Origin of the sequence: Allocatenococcus thiocycli, from assembly GCF_921292965.1 — a bacterium.
GTDB classification, from domain to species: Bacteria; Pseudomonadota; Gammaproteobacteria; order Enterobacterales; family Vibrionaceae; genus Vibrio; species Vibrio natriegens.
The window spans coordinates 24,622-47,301 of sequence record NZ_CAKLCK010000052.1 but is presented as its reverse complement, the minus strand read 5'-3'; the positions used below and the strand labels follow the sequence as shown (position 1 = coordinate 47,301).

Below are 22,680 nucleotides of genomic sequence, written 5' to 3'. Positions count from 1 at the left end.
GTTGGTGTCAGCCTGAATCTTTGTCGAGTTAGGGGTAACAACACAGCCCGACAATATTAAGGTCGAGGCTAACAAACTATAGCGCATAGCAATGATCCGAGATGATGACCATGCAATTCAAACCCTTTCTAGTCGCATAGCCTTAATATAAGTGATGGGGCCTTCGGCTTAAATCCATGCTCCAGACCCCGCTTTAGCGGTGGCTTATATCCAATTGAAGTCTAGGTGCAGGACTCAAAGCGTAGCCACCAGCTCAAGTTAAAGAAAACTAATGCAAGTGTAGGTCAAAACGAACACTCTCTCCGAGTCGATCAAGCTTGTCGGAAGTCTCGACAAAAAACTGATGACTCTCCCCTTTCGAGTGAAGATCTAAATTGACTCTATCCCCTCTTCCGGGCGTTGATACGGCAAACTGAAAACCTGTCTGTGTTTTCTCACAAAGCAATAAACACGGCTTATCGACCTCTAAAGTTACACCTTCTTGCGTATCAGACTCAGGTATTTCAATACGGCCCGGGTGACGAAAAACACAGCCAATATGGCCTTGATAAACCACCGCCTGAAGCGCAGGCGTATTCTCCAATACCTTAACATAAGGTTGAGCGGCATAATGTTTCGTCTCTGCTAATGAAGACCCAGGTAACAGCGTGTATTCATAACAGGCATTTTTAGGTTGAACACCATGGTCAATTGACAATTTAAACACCCTGCCACTCACTTTGTCGGCACTCAAGTGGGCATTAATTCGCTGCCAACTGCCTTGTTGTATGTGACTCTGTAAGTGAGCATTCACATTACCTAGAACGTAACCCACATTTGCATGATGCAACCAACTTTTGGCTTTAACTGTCGTCGACTCCCCATTATGGTATGCATCATTTACACACGCTGGGAAATCATAGTGGCACTGGTTAATAGTGGTCATTACCGGTTCAGGGTGCGTCGAACTTATCCCCGCACCAAGAGCGATAATCACCCCCTCACAAAAGAACCAAGATTTTAGCCCCTTGGTTTGCATCACATCCAGCTCGAAACTGGTGATCCCCCAACGGCGATTGCTGACGCCGCCCGTCCAGTCGGTTTGTTGTTCTATTCTTCCCCATTCATGGGCTGGCATTACAATTTGTGGACACGTCACACCCGGAATTTTAGCCCAATCCCAATAAGGATAAATATCGTGGTACTCGTTACCCGTCACCCCAATATTCATACTGCCAAAACCCAACCAAAAACCCGTCAGATTTTCCTGATTACCAGTTTCAATCGGCGTGATTCGACAAGAATTGGCTTTCACAGACACAGCGTATTTATTATTAGCCATAACCGCGTAATCAGAACGCCAGAAGTGTTTAAACCCAGAAAAAGGGTAGTCATGCCCCTGAAGGTGTTCGAGATATCTCTGCAACTGAAGGCGATAATCAGGGAACAAAGCCAACAACATCTTCGCTTGAGTTGTCAGCATCGTTCGACAATGCGGTTTTTCCAAATCAGGTTTGGCGATAGCCCGGCCACAAGCGTTGTAGTCCCAGCGCCCGGTCCGAGTCATCCATACTGAGCCTTGGAGATAGTAAGTCAATAACAAACGTTGTTGCTGTGATGAAAAACGGAATCGAGTCTGCGCGCAAACATAAGCCCAGGGAAGCGCAACATTGATAAACGATTCACCATAGCCACCATTTTGTAATTGCGGACCGTGCTGTTGATAGGAGAAATCAGCCTGTATGCCCTCTTCCTGAGTGATGGCAATCGTTTCTGCTATCGCTTCCATCGCCTTTGCAAAAAGAGATTCATCGCTTTCTAACAACCCACGATAGGCTATTCCATTGGCAAGATCGACACGATTGGCGCCTGTCATTGACGCGTTATTGGGCAGATCTTCTATCAACTGCTTGATTAACGCTTCACTAAGCTCTTCACTGAGCAACAGAGCGATTGGCCCCATCAGTCGTTGCTTACCGATTTGGTTCCACCACCAGTTCCAGTTAGTTGGATTTATTTGATACCAATACGCCAAGGCCTGTTCAGCAATAGTACACGCGTTTAAACAGCGCTGACGTTTAAATTGGCAAGCGAGAACCAGCACACGCTGTAAATAAGCATGGATGATTTGTCCATCCTGTACGGCGTCTGCCAATTGGAGATCGGGCCAACCAGAATGAGGAGAAAAAGTGGCTTGCCACTGCGCTACTTGCCGTTGCCAGACTTGTTGTGTTTGAAGAGACAATTGCTGATCAACAATTGTTTGTGACACCTTATGTCGGATCTGCATCAAATGTTGTGAATACACGATGCGAATAACTCCTTAATTCAGCCAGAAAGAGGGATGCAACAGTCAACCTTGTTCACTGTCAGAAAATAAAAAAAGAAGGTGCTCTCACACCTTCTTTGACTTGATTAGTTATCGAACCAACTCCACTCATATGGCTGTAATGCCAATTGTTGTGGTTCACCTTGTGTATTGAATACCGTGACCTGCTGAGCTTGATCCGTGAAGTTCACGGCCGTGGCTTTGTTGGTCTCAGGATAAAAAGCAACATCGACGTACGGGTTGTTAGACAACCATGCGTGAGAAACCGTTTCCTGCTGGGTCAGCCACAACAGAATATGTTGTAGCAAACGCGCGTTTTCCATACTGAATGGCAAGTTACCCAGATACACAGCTCGACCAGCACCGTATCCGCGCGCGGTTAACGCCAAATGTTGTCCCTGTGCTGCCAATACCGTCAAGTCATCCGCTTGTGGGTACACATAGCTTGGGTTACCGAAGTCTTCGTCACCCTTAATGAACTGACTTAAGTAATGGTTTTCTGCGATTTGCAGTGGCATCGCTACACGTCCCATCGTCAGGGAGGTTTCTTTCTCTAAACCAAATACATCGCCAAGCTGGAAGTAACGGCCATTTTTCTGCCATGCAGAAGGCTCAGACACACCCAGTAAGCCACCGCCTTCAGCAACAAACTGACGCAGTGCAACGATGACTTTTGGATCGTTCCAACACTCACCACCACTCCATGCAGAGTTCGCATCACCCGTGTTGATGATAACTTTGATCTCTGGATCGATGCCTTTTTCTGCAATGTCATCAAAGCTGATGAACTCAACGTCAAACGGCAAACCAGACAGACACTCAAGGATGTTGTTACCTACCAGTTCCATCACATCAGGGCGAGGCGGAACGTAGAAACGCTGGTCTCGAGCCTGGTTTTGCAGCCAGCTACGTGCCGCGCCCCATGCGCTTAACACGGCAACTTTTCCTGCTACTTTCTTCGATTCACTGCGTTGTGTGAACTCAAGGTAGTCACCGAACTGACTTGAGATTTCCGTCACATGGTCAATAAAGTGCGGGAACTGGTTCGCAAGTGACAAGTAGCCGCCATAGCCAATACGGTCCAACGGTTTTTGCAACATCGCACGGCGAATCTTGGTCCAGTTAGACATAGATTCAACCACAGGATCATTCCCCTCGCGGAATACATCCGGGAAGAAGTAAGGATAAAAACGCGCTTCACGAATCTGATCACCACCTGAATCCGTTAAACGACGCAGAGCTACGCCATCTTCTACCGCGCCGACATTAATATCGATGCCAATCTTTTGGTAGCTCTCAAGGAACGGTTCCGTCCCGATCCAGTGATCACCCTGGAACATCGCGGTCTTTTTGCCTGCTTGATGAGCCATGTTGACCAGCTCTGCGGCAAACTCCACAACGAATTCCTGGACAAAGGTCATCCAATCTTGGTACTGCTTAGAAGGCACTTTATAGGTACCGTTGTAGTAACCGGCATCAACAAAATCTTCTGGAGACAACTTGTAGCCAAAACGCTTTTCAAAATCTTCTAGCGCTCGTGGGCTCACGGTTTCGCCATAGCCCGTCCAATCTCGATAGATGTCTTGGTTCTTTTCACCCGTATCGATAACAAACAAAAACGCAAAGGTGGTGAATCGAACCACTGTGGTATTTGGGTGCGTTTCCAACCAGTGTGCAAAATGGTTTAACAAATGTGCACGACATTCCGGATGGTATGGGTCAAGACTCTTAATACGAGGGCCTTTCCAATCGTTAGTCAGCGCGTTGTACATAGAAACGCTGTCCCAAACCTGACGCGCCATAAAGGTAATGGTGTACTCGTGATAAGGGATCGCATCAAAGATTTCAATACGTTGATGTTCCGCATCAAATTCCCACTTGTCAGCCGGAATCACTTCGTTCAAGGTACGGTTTCTAACTTCCCACCAAAGCTTCGGCTCACTGTCATCATCCAGTTCATATTTGTCTTTGCTGTAACCATTGAGTGGGTAAATCTCAACGCGATCACTCATCGCCGTCACAGGGAACGACATCAGATATTTACGATGTAAGTACTCCGGATGTTGGTTTGCGTATTCCTGATCGGCACGAACAAGGCACATCACTGAATAGATGTCGCTGTCTTGCTCAGCTAATGAATCTGGCATGGTTGTACCATCGCTGTCGCGAAGTGCATCCGCTTGCCAACGCTGATATAAATCCAGTACTACTTCTTCCTGCCCTTCTTCGACAGGCAGGGTCATATGACCTTTACGAGAGGCAACTTGGGTCATGATAGGCTCCAAAAAGTTGGGAGAGACAGGGGGCTTTCATCCCCCTGAATGGATATTCGAGTGTGCTTACCAGAAGAACTTCTGATAACCGTTTGCGCGCATCAAAGCTTCTAGATAGTAGTAATCACCGTACGGCAACATGTTGTCGCACAGACCAACTTTGACAAACGAAGCACCGTGCGCAAGCAAGCCAAGTGCAGATTCATCGCCCGTTAAATCACAGCTGTTCATCAGACCTTGCAACAGGAAGTTACCCCAATCTCGGTACTGCTTCGCTTCTTCTGGATCTTGAATACACTGCGAAATCAACAGTAAGCCCGCAGCAGTAATCGCGCCTGCTGAACTGTCTTTGTACTGAATTTCGTCACTTGGTAGCGAGTAATCCCAAACAGGAACGCCATCGTCTGTGATTTGCTCTACAGCGTAGCGAGCTAGCTTCTTCGCCAGCGTTAGGAATTTCTCGTCCTGGGTGTACAGATAAGTTTGAGCGAAACCGTGGATTGCCCATGACTGTCCGCGAGCCCAACAGGAATCATCCGCGTAACCTTGGAACGTCTCACCTTTGATCGGCTCCTGAGTGACCGGATGGAAGTTAAATGAGTGATACGTTGAGTAATCCTCACGCACAATATGCTTCGCTAGCGTCTCGCTGTGTCGAGTTGCGGCTTGGGCATAAACAGGAGAACCCGTCACTTTTGACGCCCAAAATAGTAACGCAGTATTTTGCAGAGAATCGATGATCGATTTGCCTTGCGTAATTTCAGGGCCAAGAGGATGCGTGTCATTCCACGCAACGATATAACCACCAATCTTTCTGAAACGATGGATAAGGTGATCAGCGGCGCGAATTGCCATCATTTTTGACTCTTCATCGCCGGTCAATTTGTAATCGGCCACGCAGCTTAAGCTGTATTGGAAACCTAAGTCGTGATCTAACCAGAATGGGTCAAGCAGCATGTCGGCAAAATATTGTTTGCGCAACTTGGCACTGTTTTTAAACTGCTGATCAGCCGTCATTTGGTAGCAGAGCCATAACTCGCCTGTCCAAAACGACGAAACCCAATCAAACTGGTCACAGTAATCCCATTGATGCTCCGACGTACCAATTTTTGGATTACGCTCACCAATTTTAGGAATATTACGCTTAATCGCTTCTACTACCGTGGTTAGATGGTTCACCACTTTTGTTTCGTCCAGTGTGCCTGGCAACGGACGCAAAGTAATCGTTTCACTCATACCGAAATTCTCTTAAAACCTTTGTAATGCAAACTCAGGGTTATGCTCGATGATATATCTATAGTTTACAGTGATACTTTTCTATAAACGCATAACTCGCTCACATTTTTAAAACGTCATTTCATTTTAAATATTAATTTCAAAAAAAAGCTGATTTCCAGCTTTCTATTACAGCGAATGGTCAAACTCGCCAACCGCCAACTACCTATATGTTTCAGCGGTTCGGAGAAGCGTTTCTTCTCCGAACGTCGCAAACTAGTCTTGTTGCTTGTAGTGCGTCTCTGAAGCGTTGCGTAGACGCTCTGCCGCTTGCTCAGGCGTTAGGTCACGCTGACTCTCTGCTAGCATTTCATACCCAACCATGAACTTACGTACTGTTGCACTGCGCAGTAATGGTGGTAAAAAGCTCGCATGTACTTGCCAATAAGCGTCGGGATTTCCGCCGATAAACGGTGCTCCATGCCAGCCCATTGAGTAAGGGAAAGAGCACTGAAAAAGGTTATCGTACTTAGTGGTTAACAACTTAATCGTCTTAGCGAGATCAGCCTGAAGCTCTGGTGTCATATCCGTCAGTCGGCCCAGCTTAACTTTTGGCAAGACCATCGTCTCGAACGGCCAAGCTGCCCAGTAAGGAACCAAGGCCACCCAGTAATCACTTTCGACAACAACACGCTCACCAGACGCCACTTCACGCTGCACATAATCCAACAACAGAGGGTTATGGTGTCGTTCAAAATAGTGCTGCTGCTGTTGGTCTTTTTTTGCCACCAAGGTTGGTACAAAACTGTTTGCCCAAATTTGACCATGCGGGTGAGGTTGAGAGCAGCCCATGCTTTCACCCTTGTTTTCAAACACCTGCACCCAAGGATAACGCTGGCTCAGTTCTTCCGTTTGCTCTATCCAAGTAGTAATCACATGTCCAATTTCTTCCAGGCTCAACTCTGGCAAAGTGCGGCTGTGATCAGGCGAGAAGCAGATCACTCGGCTTTCCCCTTTGGCACTATGAAGTTGAAAAAGAGGATCATCGCTCACTGGTGAATCAGGGGTTTGCTCTGTAAGGGCGGCAAAGTCGTTCTTAAACACGAACGTACCTTGATAATTCGGATTCACATCACCGCTGATTCTAGTATTTGTTGGGCACAAAAAGCATGAGTCATCATAATTCGGCAGGCTTTCAATATTGAGGGTTTCTTGTTGCCCTTGCCACGGTCTTTTCGCGCGATGAGGCGACACCAGCACCCACTCACCCGTAAGAGGATTAAAACGACGGTGAGGATGCTCTGCTACATCAAATGATTGAGACATTATGTTTCCTTAAAGAATTAAGATTGGTAACCATTCGGATTGCGCTGCTGCCAGTTCCAACTGTGCTCAACCATATCCATTAAATCGTGATTCGCGCTCCAACCGAGCTCTTTCTCAGCCTTATCCACTTCGGCAAAACACTGCGCAATATCACCGGCTCTTCGTGGCTCGATGCGCACTGGTAACTCTCGGCCGAGTACCTTATTCATCGCCGCAACCATATCTAATACGCTGACGCCATTACCCGTCCCAAGGTTGTAGACATGCAGCCCACTGACATTGCCTCGCTCTTCCAGTGCCGCCACATGGCCTTCGACGAGATCTTGAACATGAATGTAGTCACGCACGCCAGTACCATCATGCGTTGGGTAGTCGTTACCAAAAATAGAGAGCGTGTCGCGTCGTCCAATCGCCACTTGAGTAATAAACGGCATCAGGTTATTGGGAATACCGGTTGGGTCTTCACCAATTAAACCGCTAGGATGAGCCCCGATCGGGTTGAAATAACGTAACAGCGTGATGCTCCAGTCCGGGTTGGCAGCAGAGAAATCTCTCAAACAACTTTCGACCATATGTTTACTCGTACCATATGGGTTGGTCGTAGCGCCGGTTTGGGCTGTTTCAGAAATAGGAACCGTTAGAGGATCACCATAGACCGTCGCCGATGAACTGAAGATAAAACGGTAAACATGTGCGGCTCTCATCGCTGCCAGTAGATTCAGCGTGCCTGAGAGGTTGTTATCGTAGTATTCGAGGGGTTTGGCCACTGATTCGCCTACTGCTTTTAACCCGGCGAAATGCATCACGGCACCGATTCTGTGCTGTTCGAAAATGCAATCAAGCACGAGTCGGTCGCGAATGTCCCCCTGATATACAACCAATGAACGCCCAATCAACTTCTCAATACGACCCACGGCCTTAGGGTTACTGTTGCTGAAGTTATCCAGCACAATCGGTTCATGTCCTGCAGCAGCCAATGCAACACAGGCGTGACTACCGATATAGCCGCAGCCACCCGTCACTAATACTTTCATGAATTACCTCTTACAAATGAGCTTTAACAATGGCGTCAATCGATCGGAAAAATGTTCTTCTCGTACCGACGTTGCACCATTTAATAGTGATGCTTTGGCGTTCGCTTTAAAGCGACAGAAATAGACGCTCCGCCCGCTGGTTGACACGTAGTCATCGAGCATCTGTACACCAAGATGGTCAATGAAGTTGATCCCTCTTCCCAAAATAATCAGTTGCTTAGAACTGATCTTCTGCAACTCTTGGTGGAGGTATTGAACGCAACCAAAGAAAATCGAACCATTGATGCGGATAACCGCGATATCTTGCTGTTCATCAATATTCAGCTCGTCGCAATTTAATAATTCAATGGTAGGACGCGACGTTCTGCGCAGGTAAAAGAAGAGAGAAGCTGCAACGCCAACATAGATAGAAAGTTCAAGGTGAAGAAAAATCGCGGCTAGGCTGGTCACTGCCAAAATAAAGATTTCTTTACCATCATGTTTTGCAATCACTTTAATGTGATGAACATCCACCAGATTCCAGGCAACAACCAGCAACAAGCCACCCATACCTGCAATCGGTATATAGGCTGCGTACGGAGCAAACAGCACCATGATGATCAATAAGAATAAGCCAGCAAACACGGCAACTAGTGGGGTTTGTGCGCCGCTACTGTAATTCACGCCGCTGCGGGTGAAAGAGCCCGAAGAGACATAACAAGAGAAGAACGAGCCAACCATGTTTGAAATTCCCTGACCGATAAACTCTTGATTACTATCAAGCTGTTGGCGAGATTTCATCGCAACTGAGCGGCTAATTGAAATCGCTTCAACCAGACCCAACATCGCAACCGCGAAAATACCGTCAAGCATGGTAGATATATGGCTAAAACCAACAAAAGGAGAAGACAGGCTTAAATAGTTACTGCTTACTTGGCTCACCATCAAAACCTCGTTACCGGCATGATTCATCCAAGTCGCAAACCCCATCGCCACCAAGGTCGCGAATAACATGTGGGGTAGTTTTGGCCAAATGCGTTTACACAACACACAAACTGCGATGGTAACAATGCCCACTAATAGCTCTTTACTATTTAATGCATTGATATTACTGACTAGCAGTATGATATTTTCAACCGCCGTTTCGCCTGAGTCATATTGCAAGCCCAATACATGTTTAAGCTGGCTGACCCCGATAACAATCGCCGCACCTAAAGTGAACCCAAGCACCACAGAGTGAGACACAAAATTGACCACAACGCCAAAACGCAACAATCCGAAAAGCAGTTGAATAATCCCGGCACACAGGGTCAACGTAAAACACAGTTGGATGTAAAGAGGCGTTCCCGGATCAGCGAATTGACTTATGGTGGTAAAGACAATCACCGAAAGAGCCGCTGTCGGGCCCGAAATCAAATGATGCGATGAGCCAAACAGTGATGCCAAAATAGCGGGAATAATTGCTGTATACAGACCAAACTCAGGTGGCAAACCTGCAATCATGGCATAAGCAATACCTTGGGGGAGCACGATAATTGCTCCTGTAAGTCCGGCTAAGATATCCGCTTTAAGAGTTTGAGAGTTTACCTTGGAAGACCAGCTTAAAAACGGAAACAGAAGGGACAACTTGCGATGTTCAACAGCGCGCATCACGATTCCTCTAACAACAGTCGATTTATGACGGGAAGATGATCACCTCGCTTTCCTGTACTCACCCAGAAACTAAAAATTCATACAGAAGCAAAATGAGCACAAAAACTATAAACAATCGCCCCGATGCAATCAACATTAAATGAAACATCATTTCATTTTTAATTTTTATCAATTTCAATTATGTGACACAGATTATAAAACATCGTTTCAAAATTGATTTATCACTCCATAGTGATACTATTTAGCTGTGAACGCTAGTTAGCTATTAGTTGTTCTTATTTTATGAAATATTTCTTCACTATCAGATTAATATTTTAATCCAAAGATATTGAATATGAGTCATTTAAAATACGATGGTTTTAATGAGGTTAAGTTAGCAGCATTTGAAACTTAAAGTCTTTGATAGCTCAAAGTAAGTTTTAACTGGTATTGGCCCTACGAAAGTAGTTACTGGTTGAAATAAGATATAGCTTTATATTTCCTAAGATATTGTTTGCATACTAAAAGAGCCCTTATGGGCTCTTTCTTTTTAAATAAACAAAATCAAACAATTAACTTATTCATCACCACTTACACTTTCTATTAACAACCCATTCCGTCCCAAGAAAAATATAAGAAAAAACAATATTCCTTTATTTTTCGACCTTGTTTATTAATAAATAAATCGACAATTGAGTTTACACAATCGTAAATACCAACAATCACGCGATTAAATGGAACAATAGTAAACTTGGTTAACTTTGTAGTGTGATTTTGGATTCAAAACTGTTCCAAATTGAATTTTACGGCGTTGATATAATATCTCGGTCTAACTACCAGTATTAGGAACAAAACATGGCATCACAGATAGAACAGACTCGTTGCCTGTCACAACTCATTCACCACAAGCCAATTCACTTACTTAATTGTCAGCGTGACTTTTCTCATTCTGGATTTTTCTCTATGCCAGACCCGTCTCGTCACGTTTTTAATTTCAATGGGGGCTGGCTGTTCTACAAGGGTGATCCTGTAAACGCCAATCAACTTATTTGCGATGATAAAAACTGGACATCAGTTTCTCTCCCACATTGTGTGGAATTGTTGCCAGAAGATGCCAGTGGCACCATTAACTACCAAGGCGTCGTTTGGTACCGGAAGCACTTTGCTATTCCGGAGAATTTACAAGATCAAAGAATCGTCATTGATTTTGAAGCGATTCAAGGTAAATCAGAAGTGTGGATTAACGGAGAGCTGATTGCATCGCGTAAAGAAGGATTTCTACCGCTTGTTATTGATATAACGTCATTCCTGAACTTTGATTCAACCAATATTATTGCGGTCAAAGCAGATAATAGCGATGACTCAAGCTTCCCTGCAGGAAAAAATCAATACGAGCTTGATTTTACTTACGTTGGCGGTATTTATCGCGATGTGTGGCTTTATTCCACACAAAAGATGATGCATTTTGGCCATGAAGGAATCGCTAACACTCCAACCCCTAATACCAAACATTCTGGATTAAGAGTTCGCTATCGCAACGTTTCAGAACAAAGTGCGACAATTGATCTTGGCATGCAGATTATCAATCAAACGAATAATACGCAGCCAGTCACTATTGAGTGCCAACTGAGCTCTTGCCAAACTGGACACGTTACTACCAAACAGTCGTTGAATGTTTCGATAGAATCTAGTGATCAGCATGTCAGCTGTAAAATGCAAGTAGAGAAGCCAGAACTATGGCACCCCGACTCACCTAATTTGTACTGGCTTGACTGCCGACTCTTCGACAATTCTGGCGAACAGATTGATAGCGTGCGATTGAGAATTGGCATTCGTACTCTCGAACTAAAAGGCAAAGATGGCCTTTACATTAACGGCAAAGCCTACGAAGAAAAGTTAATCGGTGTTAACCGCCATCAGTACTACGCACACATCGGCACTGCATTAAGCAATAGTCAGCATTGGAATGATGTAAAGAAACTCAAAGATGCTGGCTTGTCGGTGATCCGCACTGCTCATTACCCGCAAGACCCAGCCTTTCTTGATGCCGCTGATCAATTGGGAGTATTAATTATTCAGCCTTCTATTGGTTGGCAATTTTGGAATGAAGAGACTCAGTTTGTTGAACAAGCCAAGCAAAACGTACGCGAAAAAATTCGTCGCGATCGCAACCACGCATGCATTTGGATGTTTGAACCCGCTCTAAATGAAACCCATCAGCCGAACTGGTTTTTAAAAGAGTTACACCAAATTGTTCATCAAGAAATGGATGAAGCGACTTGGGTTCCACTCGACAGCTATATTGATTGTCCTGAAGCAAGAGAAGTGATGTATGCACACCCTAACCAAGTCAAAGAAGGTGAAGCGGATGACGGTCAATTGACTTATCCTGCGGAATTTGACGTTCCCGTATTTACGCGCGAATGGGGAGATAACGTCGACGACTGGAATTCTCACAACTCTAACAGCCGAGTTCATCGTAGCTGGGGTGAACAAGCACAAATCATTCAAGCGCTGCACTACGCTACAGGCTCCGATAGTTCCGGCCATGAATATGCCACCAATCTCAACGTATTACATCAAACACCACGGCAGCATATTGGCGGCACTTTATGGCATGGTTTTGATCACCAACGCGGTTATCATCCTGAGCAGTTTTGGGGTGGTATTATGGATGCGTTTCGCCAAGATAAATACAGCTACCATGTATTCATGGCGCAGCGTAACCCAAACAAAACCCATCCTATTTGCCAATCGGGTTACCATTTAAAAATACTCCACGAAGCTACGCCTATTTCTGGTTCAGATATCGTGGTGGTGAGCAATGTGGACAGAGTTGAACTGAGCGTCGCGGGTCAATATTTCGGTACGCAAGTTGTCAAAAATCCGAGAAAAGGCATTCCGTTTTTGCCTGCTATATTCAAAGGCGCTTTTGATTTTATGGACTTTAAGCACCTGCACCGCGAAGAAAGGTTCACCGAAGCCTGCATTATTGCCAAAGGCTTTGTGGGTGACGAATGTGTGATCACCGAAATCAAGTATCCGGCAAAACGACCAACACGTCTGCGCCTTAGTATCGACAACTCATCGCTCATCGCCAATGGTTCTGATATTGGTACCATCGTTGCTGAAGTCACTGATGAAGATGGAAATGTAAAACGCTTGGCCCGACATCAAATTAAGTTTGAGGTTTATGGTGAAGCGAGCCTAATCGAAGCCGACAACATTTTTGCGAACCCAAGGGCGACGGAATGGGGGAGCGCACCAGCGTTGATTCGTACCACGCAAACGGCCGGCAAGATACTGGTGATTGCCCGTCCGGTAAATGAAGGGATGAATACGCTTGTACCCGCTATTTTGGAATTAGATACCAAGCCTAATACGCTTCCTATTCTGCAATCGGAGCTACCAACTCAATCATCCGATAGCATTGCGCGATTAGCCGAAATTAAACACTCTTTTGTTGAGGAAGTTGATAATAGAATCGCTCGCAACGCCTATATAAGAGCCAAGCATCGAGGTGTTGAACTGCAACAATCAGATTGTGGCGAATTTCATTTCTAATCTAACGCGCCAACTCAGTTGGCGCATTTTTCTCAGCCAAAAATCTTGGGTACTAAACTTACCCCGACTCTAAATACCTAGGTGTTAATCAATAATGCTCAGGCTAATTTAAGCTTTTCTCAATAAATAGATACGCTAACCCCTTAAGTTGTTGAGACGTTGATAATTCGCCATAAATAACTTGAGTTTGATGCTGAGTTATATCGTCGTAGTCATTAAAAGGGTGTGAGGCAATTGCTTCACGAATACTGCTTAACCAAGCGTCACCCAATTTACATAGACGGCCATACAGTAAAATTTGCTCAATACCGACTAAATTTAAGCAATTGCTTAATGTTCGACCAATCGCATTGACTGCATTTTCACTTAGACGGATGGCACTTGGATGATTCGCTAATACCGCATCAATAAAATGTACATTCCCTATACACCCGTTCTGTATAACCTTGTCCCACTCACTTTGTAATGCCGATAACGAGGCAACCGTCTCCAGACACCCTCGCTGGCCACAGCCACACTGCTTGCCATGAATATCCACCAAATTGTGCCCAATTTCGCCATTCGCATGAGAACGGCCAAAAGATACTTGCTCATCGATGATAAAAGCCGAGCCAATGCCATAGTCTAAATTCACCACGCAAAAATGCTCAGGACGCTCACTTTGCCACTTTTCTGCCAATGCTAATCCAACACAGTCGTTTTCGACAATGACGTCAGTATCAAGCCTTTGCGCTAACAAATATCGACATTCAAAGCCACCTTTCCACTTGGCAAGAGGCATATGTAAAGATGCCCCACTGTGCCTGGAAACTTGACCGTGCAAGCCGATAGCAACACGTAGTTTGCGCTGTTTACTGGCGTTTCGTGCGTTATCATATACGTCACAGACCGCGTCAATTAACGCTTCTGGTGTTTCGACATTGATCTCGGTCTCTGAGGCTTCTAATAGCAACTCCAGGTCTGCAGTAACAACGAGTGCCGCAATTTTATTAGGTGATACATTCAAACAAAGAATTGGACTGAGTTTATTACTAAGTGCATAAATTCCCGCACTGTTACCACGACTTTGAACAGGTCCAGGGAAAAGCATGATTTTTGATTCTGCATCCAGATCCGACAGTATCTTGCTCACAGCAGGTATCGAAAGCTGAGTGCGGGACGCCAGCTCTGATTTACTCAAGGGACCACTTTTCGCCAAATGCGTTAAGATGGAACGCTTGTTGTGAACTCGAATCGCTTTATTGGATAAACCTAATCCTTGACGCATCACCATCACTCACCTCAGCTCAGCTTATAGTGCTCAATCAACTTAAGTTGCTCTATCGACAGCTCTTGCAACTTCTGTCCGTTTTCTGCAACTTCCACAGCACCTTTTGAATTCGATGACGCGATGTCTGAGATTCGACTGATGTTTTTTGCTATGTCTATCGCGGTGTTTTGTTGCTGTTCTGTCGCCGAAGCGATATGTGCTCCCAACTGAGCAAGTTCAGAAATTGAAGCTTGAATACCTTGCATTACCATGCTGGTTTGATTGGATGATTCGCGCGAGTGCTGCATATAAAAATGGCATTGCTCCACTTGTTGGACCGCCTGCTCAACCGATTTATGCAACAATTGAGTCATTGTATGAATCTCTTGGGTTGAACGACCTGTACGACCAGCTAGCTCCCTAACCTCATCCGCAACGACGGCAAAACCGCGTCCCATGCTTCCAGCTCTTGCGGCCTCAATGGCGGCATTAAGCGCGAGTAAATTGGTTTGATCCGCTATGGCTTGAATCACTTCGAGTACCCGGCCTATCTCTGTGCTTACATCACTCACTCGCGATATGGCATCTGCGGACTCTTTGAGAGCTTGTGAAAGCTGATGTTGAGCCTCGAGGTTGTCGGTGGTTTGTTGTTGTCCTTTCACGACCGAACGCTCAATATCAGTTAACTGAGTTTGGCTGGTACGTGTGGCTTGGGAGACCTCCGCGACCGAGCTTTCCATTTCGCTCATCGCCGCTGCGACACTTTCGGTTTCGATGCGCTGTGACTCCAGCGATTTTTGACTTTTAGAGGCAGTGACTTGATTGTGATTAGCAAGCTGGTTTTGCTGATGGGATACCGACTGTACCAATGCCACCAAGTGCTTGAGTGTATTGATCATTTGATCTATCGAGTTAGACAATTCGCCAAACTCATTCTTGCTTTTAATGCCGGTAGTTAACGTCAGATCGCCATTTTCTATACGATTTAACGACGCTTTAAGCATGTATAACGCGTTACGAATCGTCCGGCTTAGTGTCACAGCAACCATTGACACGATTAAGAAAGAGAATAACGTAACCAAAATGATCAGTTTTTCTCCCCTGGCTTGCATCACATTGACTTCAGTAACTTGCTGTTCAGACAGTTGTCGAAGCTGTTCAGACTGATGGACAAACAGATCGATCAACTGTGCCGTATCTGACTGAACCTCGGCGAGGAGTTCGAAAACTTCGGCCTGTTGCAACATGGCGTGATAATGTTTGACCAACACGCCTTGCTCGTCCGTCGCATGATCGATCACAGTCTTCAGGAGTTTTTGATCGCGCGTTGTATAACTGCGTGTTTTTTCCGCGAGAGACTGGCTGGTTTTAATAATCCGCTCGGCGACGGCGCGATTCTTTTTAATCAGTCCATCGATAACGTCTGCCGAACTCGAATTTAAGCCTTGGTTGGTATTAAAAATAAGTGAATCAATAGTGGCTGCTAGATTGTTTGCCATAAAGCTGGCATTCATATCATCAACCGAGCCAGACAAGCTATAAGCGGCACGTTTCATTTTGGTGCTGTCTAAAACAAACTGCCTAGTCCGACCCTCTACCCATTGCTCTGTGTCGACAACTTGTTGATACCGTTTGAACAAATCGTGTGTTTGAGAAAATAGGGCGATGTCATGTGGAGTTTTTAACAAATCAATTTGGTGTTCGTTGAGTTGGGTGAACAACGCATCCAACTCCAACAATTTTTCACCATAGCGCTGATGGTTTTTTAAAAACTGAGATTCAATTCTTGTATACACGTCGGCATCCAACGGTGTGAAATAAGAGTTAGCCAAGGCTTGGCTAGTGAGCAGATGCACTGTCACTCGATTCAACTCAACCATATAAGGAGAAATCACTTCAGTCACGATATGGGTACGTTCAGACTGCAAGTTACCCTGGAGCAAACTCACTCCTGCAATCGAAATCATCGCCAGCAGCAACAAGGTAAAGCCAATGTAGATACGTCTAACAATGGACAGATCTTGCCAAAACTTCATAGGAACCTTTTAATATTTTTATAATTTACTAATTGTGAAAATAAAAAAGGCCGCATAACGCGGCCTTTTAAAGACAACTTAAAGTCACCCTGAGTTAGAGTAACCAGTGAACTTTACGCCACTTCTTTAGGTAGTTCGGCAACAGGAACCGCTGCAATCAATTTTTGAGTGTATGGTTCTTGTGGGTTATGAATTACCTGCTCGATGGTACCCTGCTCCATTATCGTGCCGTGTTGCAGTACGATCACTCGATCACAGAAGTACTTCACGGTTGCAATGTCGTGGGTGATTAAGATGAACGATGTGCCAAATTCGTTTTGGAATTCAATCAATAGGTCCAAAACCTGTGCACGCAATGATACGTCCAATGCTGCCGTCGCCTCATCTGCAATGATGAGTTTAGGGATCGTCACCAGCGCGCGAGCAATAACAATTCGCTGGCGCTGCCCGCCAGAGAATGCGTGTGGATAGCGGCTTGAGAACTCCGCTGGCAAACCCACTCGACGCATCATATTGCGTACGCGATCTTTACGTTCTTGCGCGCTCATCTCTGTGCGAAGCAGTTTCAGCGGCTCTTCAATGATATCCGCAACCGTCATACGTGGATTTAAAGAAGACCATGGGTCCTGGAAAATCAAACGTAGATCGGCAAACAAAGGATCGCGTTTCACACGCTTGTAGTCAGCAAGCTCAAGCTCGACGTCACTACTTTCGTCTACGTAACGAATGTTACCTGACGTTGCAGGCTGCATACCTAAAATCGCTCGACCTAAGGTACTCTTGCCAGAACCGGACTCACCAACAATTCCCAAAGACTCGCCTGGGTGCAGCGTCAACGTCGCGTTGTTAACCGCCGTCATAAACTGTTTTTTCTCGAACATCTTGCCCGGTTTTTCAAACACTTTAGTGACGTTGTTTACATCTAAAAGTGGCGTTTGCCCTGTGTAAACAAACGGTTTTTTCACCTCAGAAGGTAGCTCAAGCGCACGCGTCGCATTCATCAGCTTAATCGTATATGGGTGCTCAGGTCGCTCGAAGATTTGGCGCACATCACCTTGCTCGACAACTACACCTTTTTCCATAACGACGACTCGGTCCGAGATTTGTGCCACTACCCCTAAATCATGGGTAATGAACAAAATAGCCATGCCTATCTCTTGCTGCAGTTTGGCAAACAACTCCAAAATTTCAGCCTGAGTGGTCACATCTAACGCCGTTGTTGGCTCGTCGGCAATTAATACATCCGGACGACTGGCAATCGCCATCGCGATGACAACTCGTTGACGCTGACCACCAGATAACTGGAACGAGTACTTGTTAATCAAACTTTCCGGCTCAGGCATTTGTACCTGAGTCAAAAGTTCAATTGCACGTTCATGCGCCACTTGTTTCGTGATGCCTGGGTCAACAAGACAAAGCACTTCTTTAATTTGATCGCCAACCGTATGAACAGGGCTCAGTGCTGCCATTGGCTCTTGTGATACCAATGAGAAGTTAAAGCGACGCAAATTACGCATTTCTTCACTACGCGGATGCAACGTGGTGATATCCACCTTGGATCCATCGGTATAATAAAGAATTTCCCCTGAATCAATGCGTCCTGGTTTGTCCAGCAGCTGAAGAATCGCGCTGGTTGTCACAGACTTACCAGAACCCGATTCACCGATGACTGACAAGGTTTCCCCACGATTTAAATGAAACGATACGTTTTTAACAGCGTGGAAGGTTTCCATCGTTGTCGGGAAGCTGACGTTCAGATCTTTAACTTCAAGAATTTTATCCGCCATTTTAAATACCTTATTTTGCACCTTGTTCATGGTAAGGGTCGCAGGCGTCACGTAAACCGTCACCTACAAAGTTCATCGCTAGAATGGCAATAACCACACTTGCTGCTGGAATTAACAGCCAGATTGCATCCGCTAGAGCACGGATGTTTTGAGCTTCTTGTAACAATACACCCCAACTCACCATAGGTGGTTGAAGGCCTAGACCTAAGAAGCTAAGCGCCGTTTCGCCCAAAATCATGCTCGGAATCGCTAGCGTAACCACTGCGATGATATGACTTAGGAAGTTTGGCACCATGTAACGGCGGATAATTTCAAATGGCGAGTTGCCATCTAACCATGCCGCTGCAACATACTCTTCGCTCTTCAATGACATGAAGCGGCTGCGGACAACGCGAGCCATATCAGGCCATGCAACCAAACCTAAGATAATGGTGATCAGGAAGTAACGCTGCAACGAGCTCCAGTCATTAGGTAATGACGCACCTAGCGCCATCCAAAGTGGAAGCGTTGGTACCGATTTAACAATTTCCATGGTGCGCTGGATGAAGTTATCCACTCTGCCACCAAAGTAACCGGAGATACCACCCACCAAAATACCGATGAAAAAGGTAAAAAATACACCAATCAGACCAACCGACAACGAGATACGCGCACCATGAATTAGTCGCGATAACATATCGCGTCCCATTCGGTCAGAACCGAGGATGAAGAAAGGATCACGTTTATTCTTAGGTACCAGTAACTTGTACTTCATCGGAATGAAGCCCGCTAGCGTGTACGGTTCTACCTCACCAAAAAATTCAAAATAGACTTTCTTCTCTGGATTCTCGGTGTAATGACGTTTTAGCGAACGAGGGTCGGTTTTCACTGTGTAGCCGATTAAATGTGGCGCCCAATCCCAACCTTCGCTGGTTTTCTCAAACAGATTTACCTGTTGCGGCGGCGCGTAAGTGTATCGACGCCAGTTGTCACTTGAGTTAAACGGTGCAAAAAACTCCGCGAATGCAGCGACAAAATAGATTAGTGCTAAAAACCACATACTGTACCAAGCCAGTTTGTGACGTCTTAATTTAAGACCAATCAATTGCCAAGCGGTTGCTTCCGATAGATCAATCTGTTTTTTCTTTCGCTTCCATACTCGAGCAAACATGCTATTGGAAGGAGCAGTTTGAATATTAGCTGTCATGATGATTACTCCTTGATTACAGACCAGCGCGTACGCGAGGGTCTACCCAATACATGATGAGGTCAGAAATGATGGTACCGATAATGGTTAAGGTAGACATCAGCAATAGAATGTCGCCAGCCAGGTACATATCTTGGTTACGCAATGCGCTAAGCATGGTTGGTCCCATTGTCGGGATGTTCAACACCTGGCTTACAATCACGTCTGCACTGATAAGAAGTGGTAACTGCCAACCAATCGTCGCAGCTAGAGGTAGACACGCGACACGAATTGGGTATTTAACTAAAAGCGTAAATTCTTTTTGGCCTTTAGCTCGTGCGGTTTTTACATAAGGTTTAGTCAATTCATCAAGTAAGTTGGCACGCATAATACGAATGATACCCGCCATACCTGCGGTACCAGCAACAAGAATATACAGCCAGCTGCGACTAACACCGTCCATGAATTTTTCGAAACTCATCGGTTGAGAGATATATTCTGGCGAGTAAAGACCAGACAGCATCACATCAAAAGAGTGGTAACCAATCAGCAAAGCAACAATCGCAATAACAAAGTTAGGCGTTGCCATGCCGATGAAGCCAAATATAGTTGCGATGTAATCGCCAAAAGAATATTGACGCAGAGCAGAGTAAACACCAATTGGAATAGCCAACGTAAATTTGAATACCAGTACGGCACAGGCTAAAAGAATGGTAGGTAACAGTGTAGGCTGAATGTTATCCCAAACTGGTTTATTGTTAACCAGAGAAAGCCCCAAATCACCTGTAAGCAGACCTCCCATCCAACTTATGTAACGCTCATACAACGGTTTATCCAAACCAAACATTTCACGTAAAACAAGGATCTGCTCTGGGTCGACATCTTGACCCATAGCGGCCATTTCTGCGATTTTTGCAGAAGCAAAATCACCCGGTGGTAAATCAATAACGACAAAAACTAAAATAGACACGACCAGCAAAGTGGTAAATACCGCCGCTAATCTTTGTCCTATATACAGAAAAAAACTGCTCATAATTATTCCTACATTTGCAACTTCGCAAACAGTTAAAACAAAAGGTTCGTTAGCCGCAGCTGCTAGTGACTGCGGCTAACAGGTCTGGTTTAACCATACCTAGTTCAACGAAATTACTTTGATTCCTTCCAAAGTTGAGCGGTACGCATAGGACCTGGCGAAGCAATACTGTATGAGTTTGGAACCTCAGTATCAGCGTTGCGAACGCCTTTACGAATGATCACACCTTCATCCAGAGGCTGAACCGTACCAATCACAAAGAAGTTTTCTTTCGCGATATCAACGATTTGTTGCATCAGCTTAGACTGTTCTTCATGAGAAGATGTTTTGCCCATCGCTTGGTAAAGCTCAATTTGCTTCTTAACGTGCGCAGGTGGCTCAACAGCATTAGCGTGTGAAGTATCTGTCATCCAGTAGTAGTAACCTAAGCCCCAGGTAGACTCTGGGTTTTGAGGTGCATAGCTGCGGAAAGTGTCCAACACACCGATACCACCGTCACCTTTCGCTGGTGCTAAATCGTACTCGTTAGCCAGACGTTGTGTTTGTAGGTAAGAACCTTCAACGATACGGATATCTAGGAATACGCCGACTTTCTGCCAGTCATTCTTAACCAACTCAAGGATGTCGGTATTTTCGCCAACGTTTTGTTGGTTAACGAGCGCTTCGATGCGTAAACGGTTACCCGTTTTGTCCAGGCGGTAGCCATCTTCGTCTTTTTTGTTTAGACCTACTTTGTCTAATAATTGATTTGCTAATTCAGGGTTAAACTCTGTGTACTGAGTTGCAAATTCCTCGTCGTAGAATGCACTACCCTCAGAAGGCGCTGCTTGGTATGGCGCAACTACGCCAGAGAAAACAGTCTCACTAATACCTTCACGATCAATCGCATGAGAAAGTGCTACACGGAAATCTTTGTTAGAAAATAGTTCACGCTTAACAGGATCTTTGTGTGTTTGGTTTAAGCCAAGGATCAGCGCGTTCATGCTAGTGCTTGGACGAGTCGCGTAAGTGTAGTCACCCTTCTTCTCGTTTTCGATTAACATTGGACGGTATTTAGCTACGCCAATGTGACGAGTTTGGAAGTCTGTCTCACCTGCGGCTGCGCGAAGAACCATCTCTTCTTTATTCTCAGAGTAAGAGAAGTAAACCGAATCCAGGTAAGGTAATTGGTTACCCGCCGTATCGACTTGCCAATAGTATGGATTGCGTTCCCAAATCGCGTATTGAGTTTGCGGACCTGGAACCACTTTTACTTTCCAAGCGTTTACTGTCGGACGGTCTGGGTTTTGGTAACTTTCCTGGAAGTAAATCGCACGACACTTAGTTTGGAAGTATTGCTGCCAGCTATCAAAGCCTGCTGCTTTCGCCTCTTCAGTTGCTTTAGGGTTTACTTCAGGCAGAAATTGCTCACAGTAATGTTTCGGGAACTGAACGATGTTAGAACCATCCGTGTTCGCCAATTTACGAATGAACATACCATCGGCATTTTTTAGCGTGATTTTGATTGTGTGCTTGTCGACAACGGTACCGACTGCATCACCTGAGTGGCGAGCATAAAGAGGTTTGTTGCCAGACCAATCTTCACGGTTAATTAAATCTAGGTAGAACTTGATGTCTTCCGCGGTAAACTCTTTTCCGTCAGACCATTTAACGCCTTTGCGCAAGCTGATCGTGTACTCAGTCAGCTCTGGGTTTACTGTGTAGCTCGTTGCCAAGTTTGGCTCAATACCCGTGTAGTGGCGGTTAAAGTTAAATAAGTTGTCGTACTTCAGCATACGCATACGGTGACCACGGTCTGCTTTTAAACCAAGCAGACGCAATTCACCACCGTATTGACCGATAGATTCAATTGGCTCAACAACGAGTGGGTTTTCTGGCAAACGCTCTACCACTGGTGGTAGTTGGCCCGCATCAACTAAATCTTTAAGTTGAGGAGCTTCGTTGTACGTACCCGCCAAAGCAGAAAAAGAGACAGAGGCAGCAACCGCGATAGCGACTTTGCCAAGTAGAGGTAAGCTATTCTTATAACTCATCAGTAACTCCCTGATTTCGTATACAAATTTAAGGATTAATTCTTTC

General features: G+C 45.3%; 13 protein-coding genes. 1 reads left to right on the top strand and 12 read right to left on the bottom strand.

Annotated features, from left to right (window positions below; genetic code table 11):
* Positions 1 to 268: 268 nt before the first annotated feature.
* The 6 genes from L9Q40_RS21720 to L9Q40_RS21695 all read right to left on the bottom strand — a co-directional run bounded on the left by L9Q40_RS21720 (position 269) and on the right by L9Q40_RS21695 (position 9,785).
* Positions 269 to 2,287, bottom strand: a complete 2,019-nt coding sequence (locus L9Q40_RS21720) for a polysaccharide lyase 8 family protein (RefSeq protein ID WP_498794614.1) — start codon at positions 2,285 to 2,287, stop codon at positions 269 to 271.
* A 107-nt stretch (positions 2,288 to 2,394) separates the two neighbouring features.
* Positions 2,395 to 4,581 (bottom strand): 1,3-beta-galactosyl-N-acetylhexosamine phosphorylase, encoded by a 2,187-nt coding sequence (gene gnpA, locus L9Q40_RS21715; protein WP_498794613.1) that lies wholly within the window; start codon positions 4,579 to 4,581, stop codon positions 2,395 to 2,397.
* 66 nt (positions 4,582 to 4,647) lie between these two features.
* Positions 4,648 to 5,817, bottom strand: coding sequence for a glycoside hydrolase family 88 protein (locus tag L9Q40_RS21710; protein WP_065303149.1), 1,170 nt, complete (start codon positions 5,815 to 5,817; stop codon positions 4,648 to 4,650).
* Between the two features lie 255 nt (positions 5,818 to 6,072).
* Positions 6,073 to 7,125 (bottom strand): UDP-glucose--hexose-1-phosphate uridylyltransferase, encoded by a 1,053-nt coding sequence (locus L9Q40_RS21705; protein ID WP_498794615.1) that lies wholly within the window; start codon positions 7,123 to 7,125, stop codon positions 6,073 to 6,075.
* A 14-nt stretch (positions 7,126 to 7,139) separates the two neighbouring features.
* Complete coding sequence (gene galE / locus L9Q40_RS21700; RefSeq protein ID WP_065303151.1) at positions 7,140 to 8,156, bottom strand: UDP-glucose 4-epimerase GalE; 1,017 nt, start codon at positions 8,154 to 8,156, stop codon at positions 7,140 to 7,142.
* A gap of 3 nt (positions 8,157 to 8,159) precedes the next feature.
* Complete coding sequence (locus tag L9Q40_RS21695; RefSeq protein WP_498794612.1) at positions 8,160 to 9,785, bottom strand: SulP family inorganic anion transporter; 1,626 nt, start codon at positions 9,783 to 9,785, stop codon at positions 8,160 to 8,162.
* An 837-nt stretch (positions 9,786 to 10,622) separates the two neighbouring features.
* Between L9Q40_RS21695 and L9Q40_RS21690 the strand changes: the two genes are divergently transcribed.
* Positions 10,623 to 13,331 carry a glycoside hydrolase family 2 protein gene (locus L9Q40_RS21690; RefSeq protein WP_498794611.1) on the top strand — a complete coding sequence of 903 codons (2,709 nt, stop codon included), beginning with the start codon at positions 10,623 to 10,625 and terminating at the stop codon, positions 13,329 to 13,331.
* A 103-nt stretch (positions 13,332 to 13,434) separates the two neighbouring features.
* Here L9Q40_RS21690 and L9Q40_RS21685 read toward each other — a convergent pair whose 3' ends face one another.
* From L9Q40_RS21685 to L9Q40_RS21660, 6 genes are all read right to left on the bottom strand, one after another.
* Positions 13,435 to 14,598, bottom strand: a complete 1,164-nt coding sequence (locus L9Q40_RS21685) for an ROK family protein (RefSeq protein WP_498794610.1) — start codon at positions 14,596 to 14,598, stop codon at positions 13,435 to 13,437.
* Between the two features lie 14 nt (positions 14,599 to 14,612).
* On the bottom strand, positions 14,613 to 16,616 hold the full coding sequence (locus L9Q40_RS21680) for a methyl-accepting chemotaxis protein (RefSeq protein ID WP_498794609.1): 2,004 nt from the start codon (positions 16,614 to 16,616) through the stop codon (positions 14,613 to 14,615).
* Between the two features lie 113 nt (positions 16,617 to 16,729).
* Positions 16,730 to 18,403, bottom strand: a complete 1,674-nt coding sequence (locus L9Q40_RS21675) for a dipeptide ABC transporter ATP-binding protein (protein WP_014235058.1) — start codon at positions 18,401 to 18,403, stop codon at positions 16,730 to 16,732.
* Positions 18,404 to 18,413: 10 nt separating this feature from the next.
* A complete protein-coding gene (locus tag L9Q40_RS21670; RefSeq protein WP_498794607.1) occupies positions 18,414 to 19,589 on the bottom strand; it encodes an ABC transporter permease in 1,176 nt (391 codons plus the stop codon).
* 16 nt (positions 19,590 to 19,605) lie between these two features.
* Positions 19,606 to 20,601 carry an ABC transporter permease gene (locus L9Q40_RS21665; protein ID WP_498794606.1) on the bottom strand — a complete coding sequence of 332 codons (996 nt, stop codon included), beginning with the start codon at positions 20,599 to 20,601 and terminating at the stop codon, positions 19,606 to 19,608.
* Positions 20,602 to 20,714: 113 nt separating this feature from the next.
* Positions 20,715 to 22,634: an ABC transporter substrate-binding protein gene (locus L9Q40_RS21660; protein WP_498794605.1), complete on the bottom strand. Its 1,920-nt coding sequence runs from the start codon at positions 22,632 to 22,634 to the stop codon at positions 20,715 to 20,717.
* Positions 22,635 to 22,680: the final 46 nt, after the last annotated feature.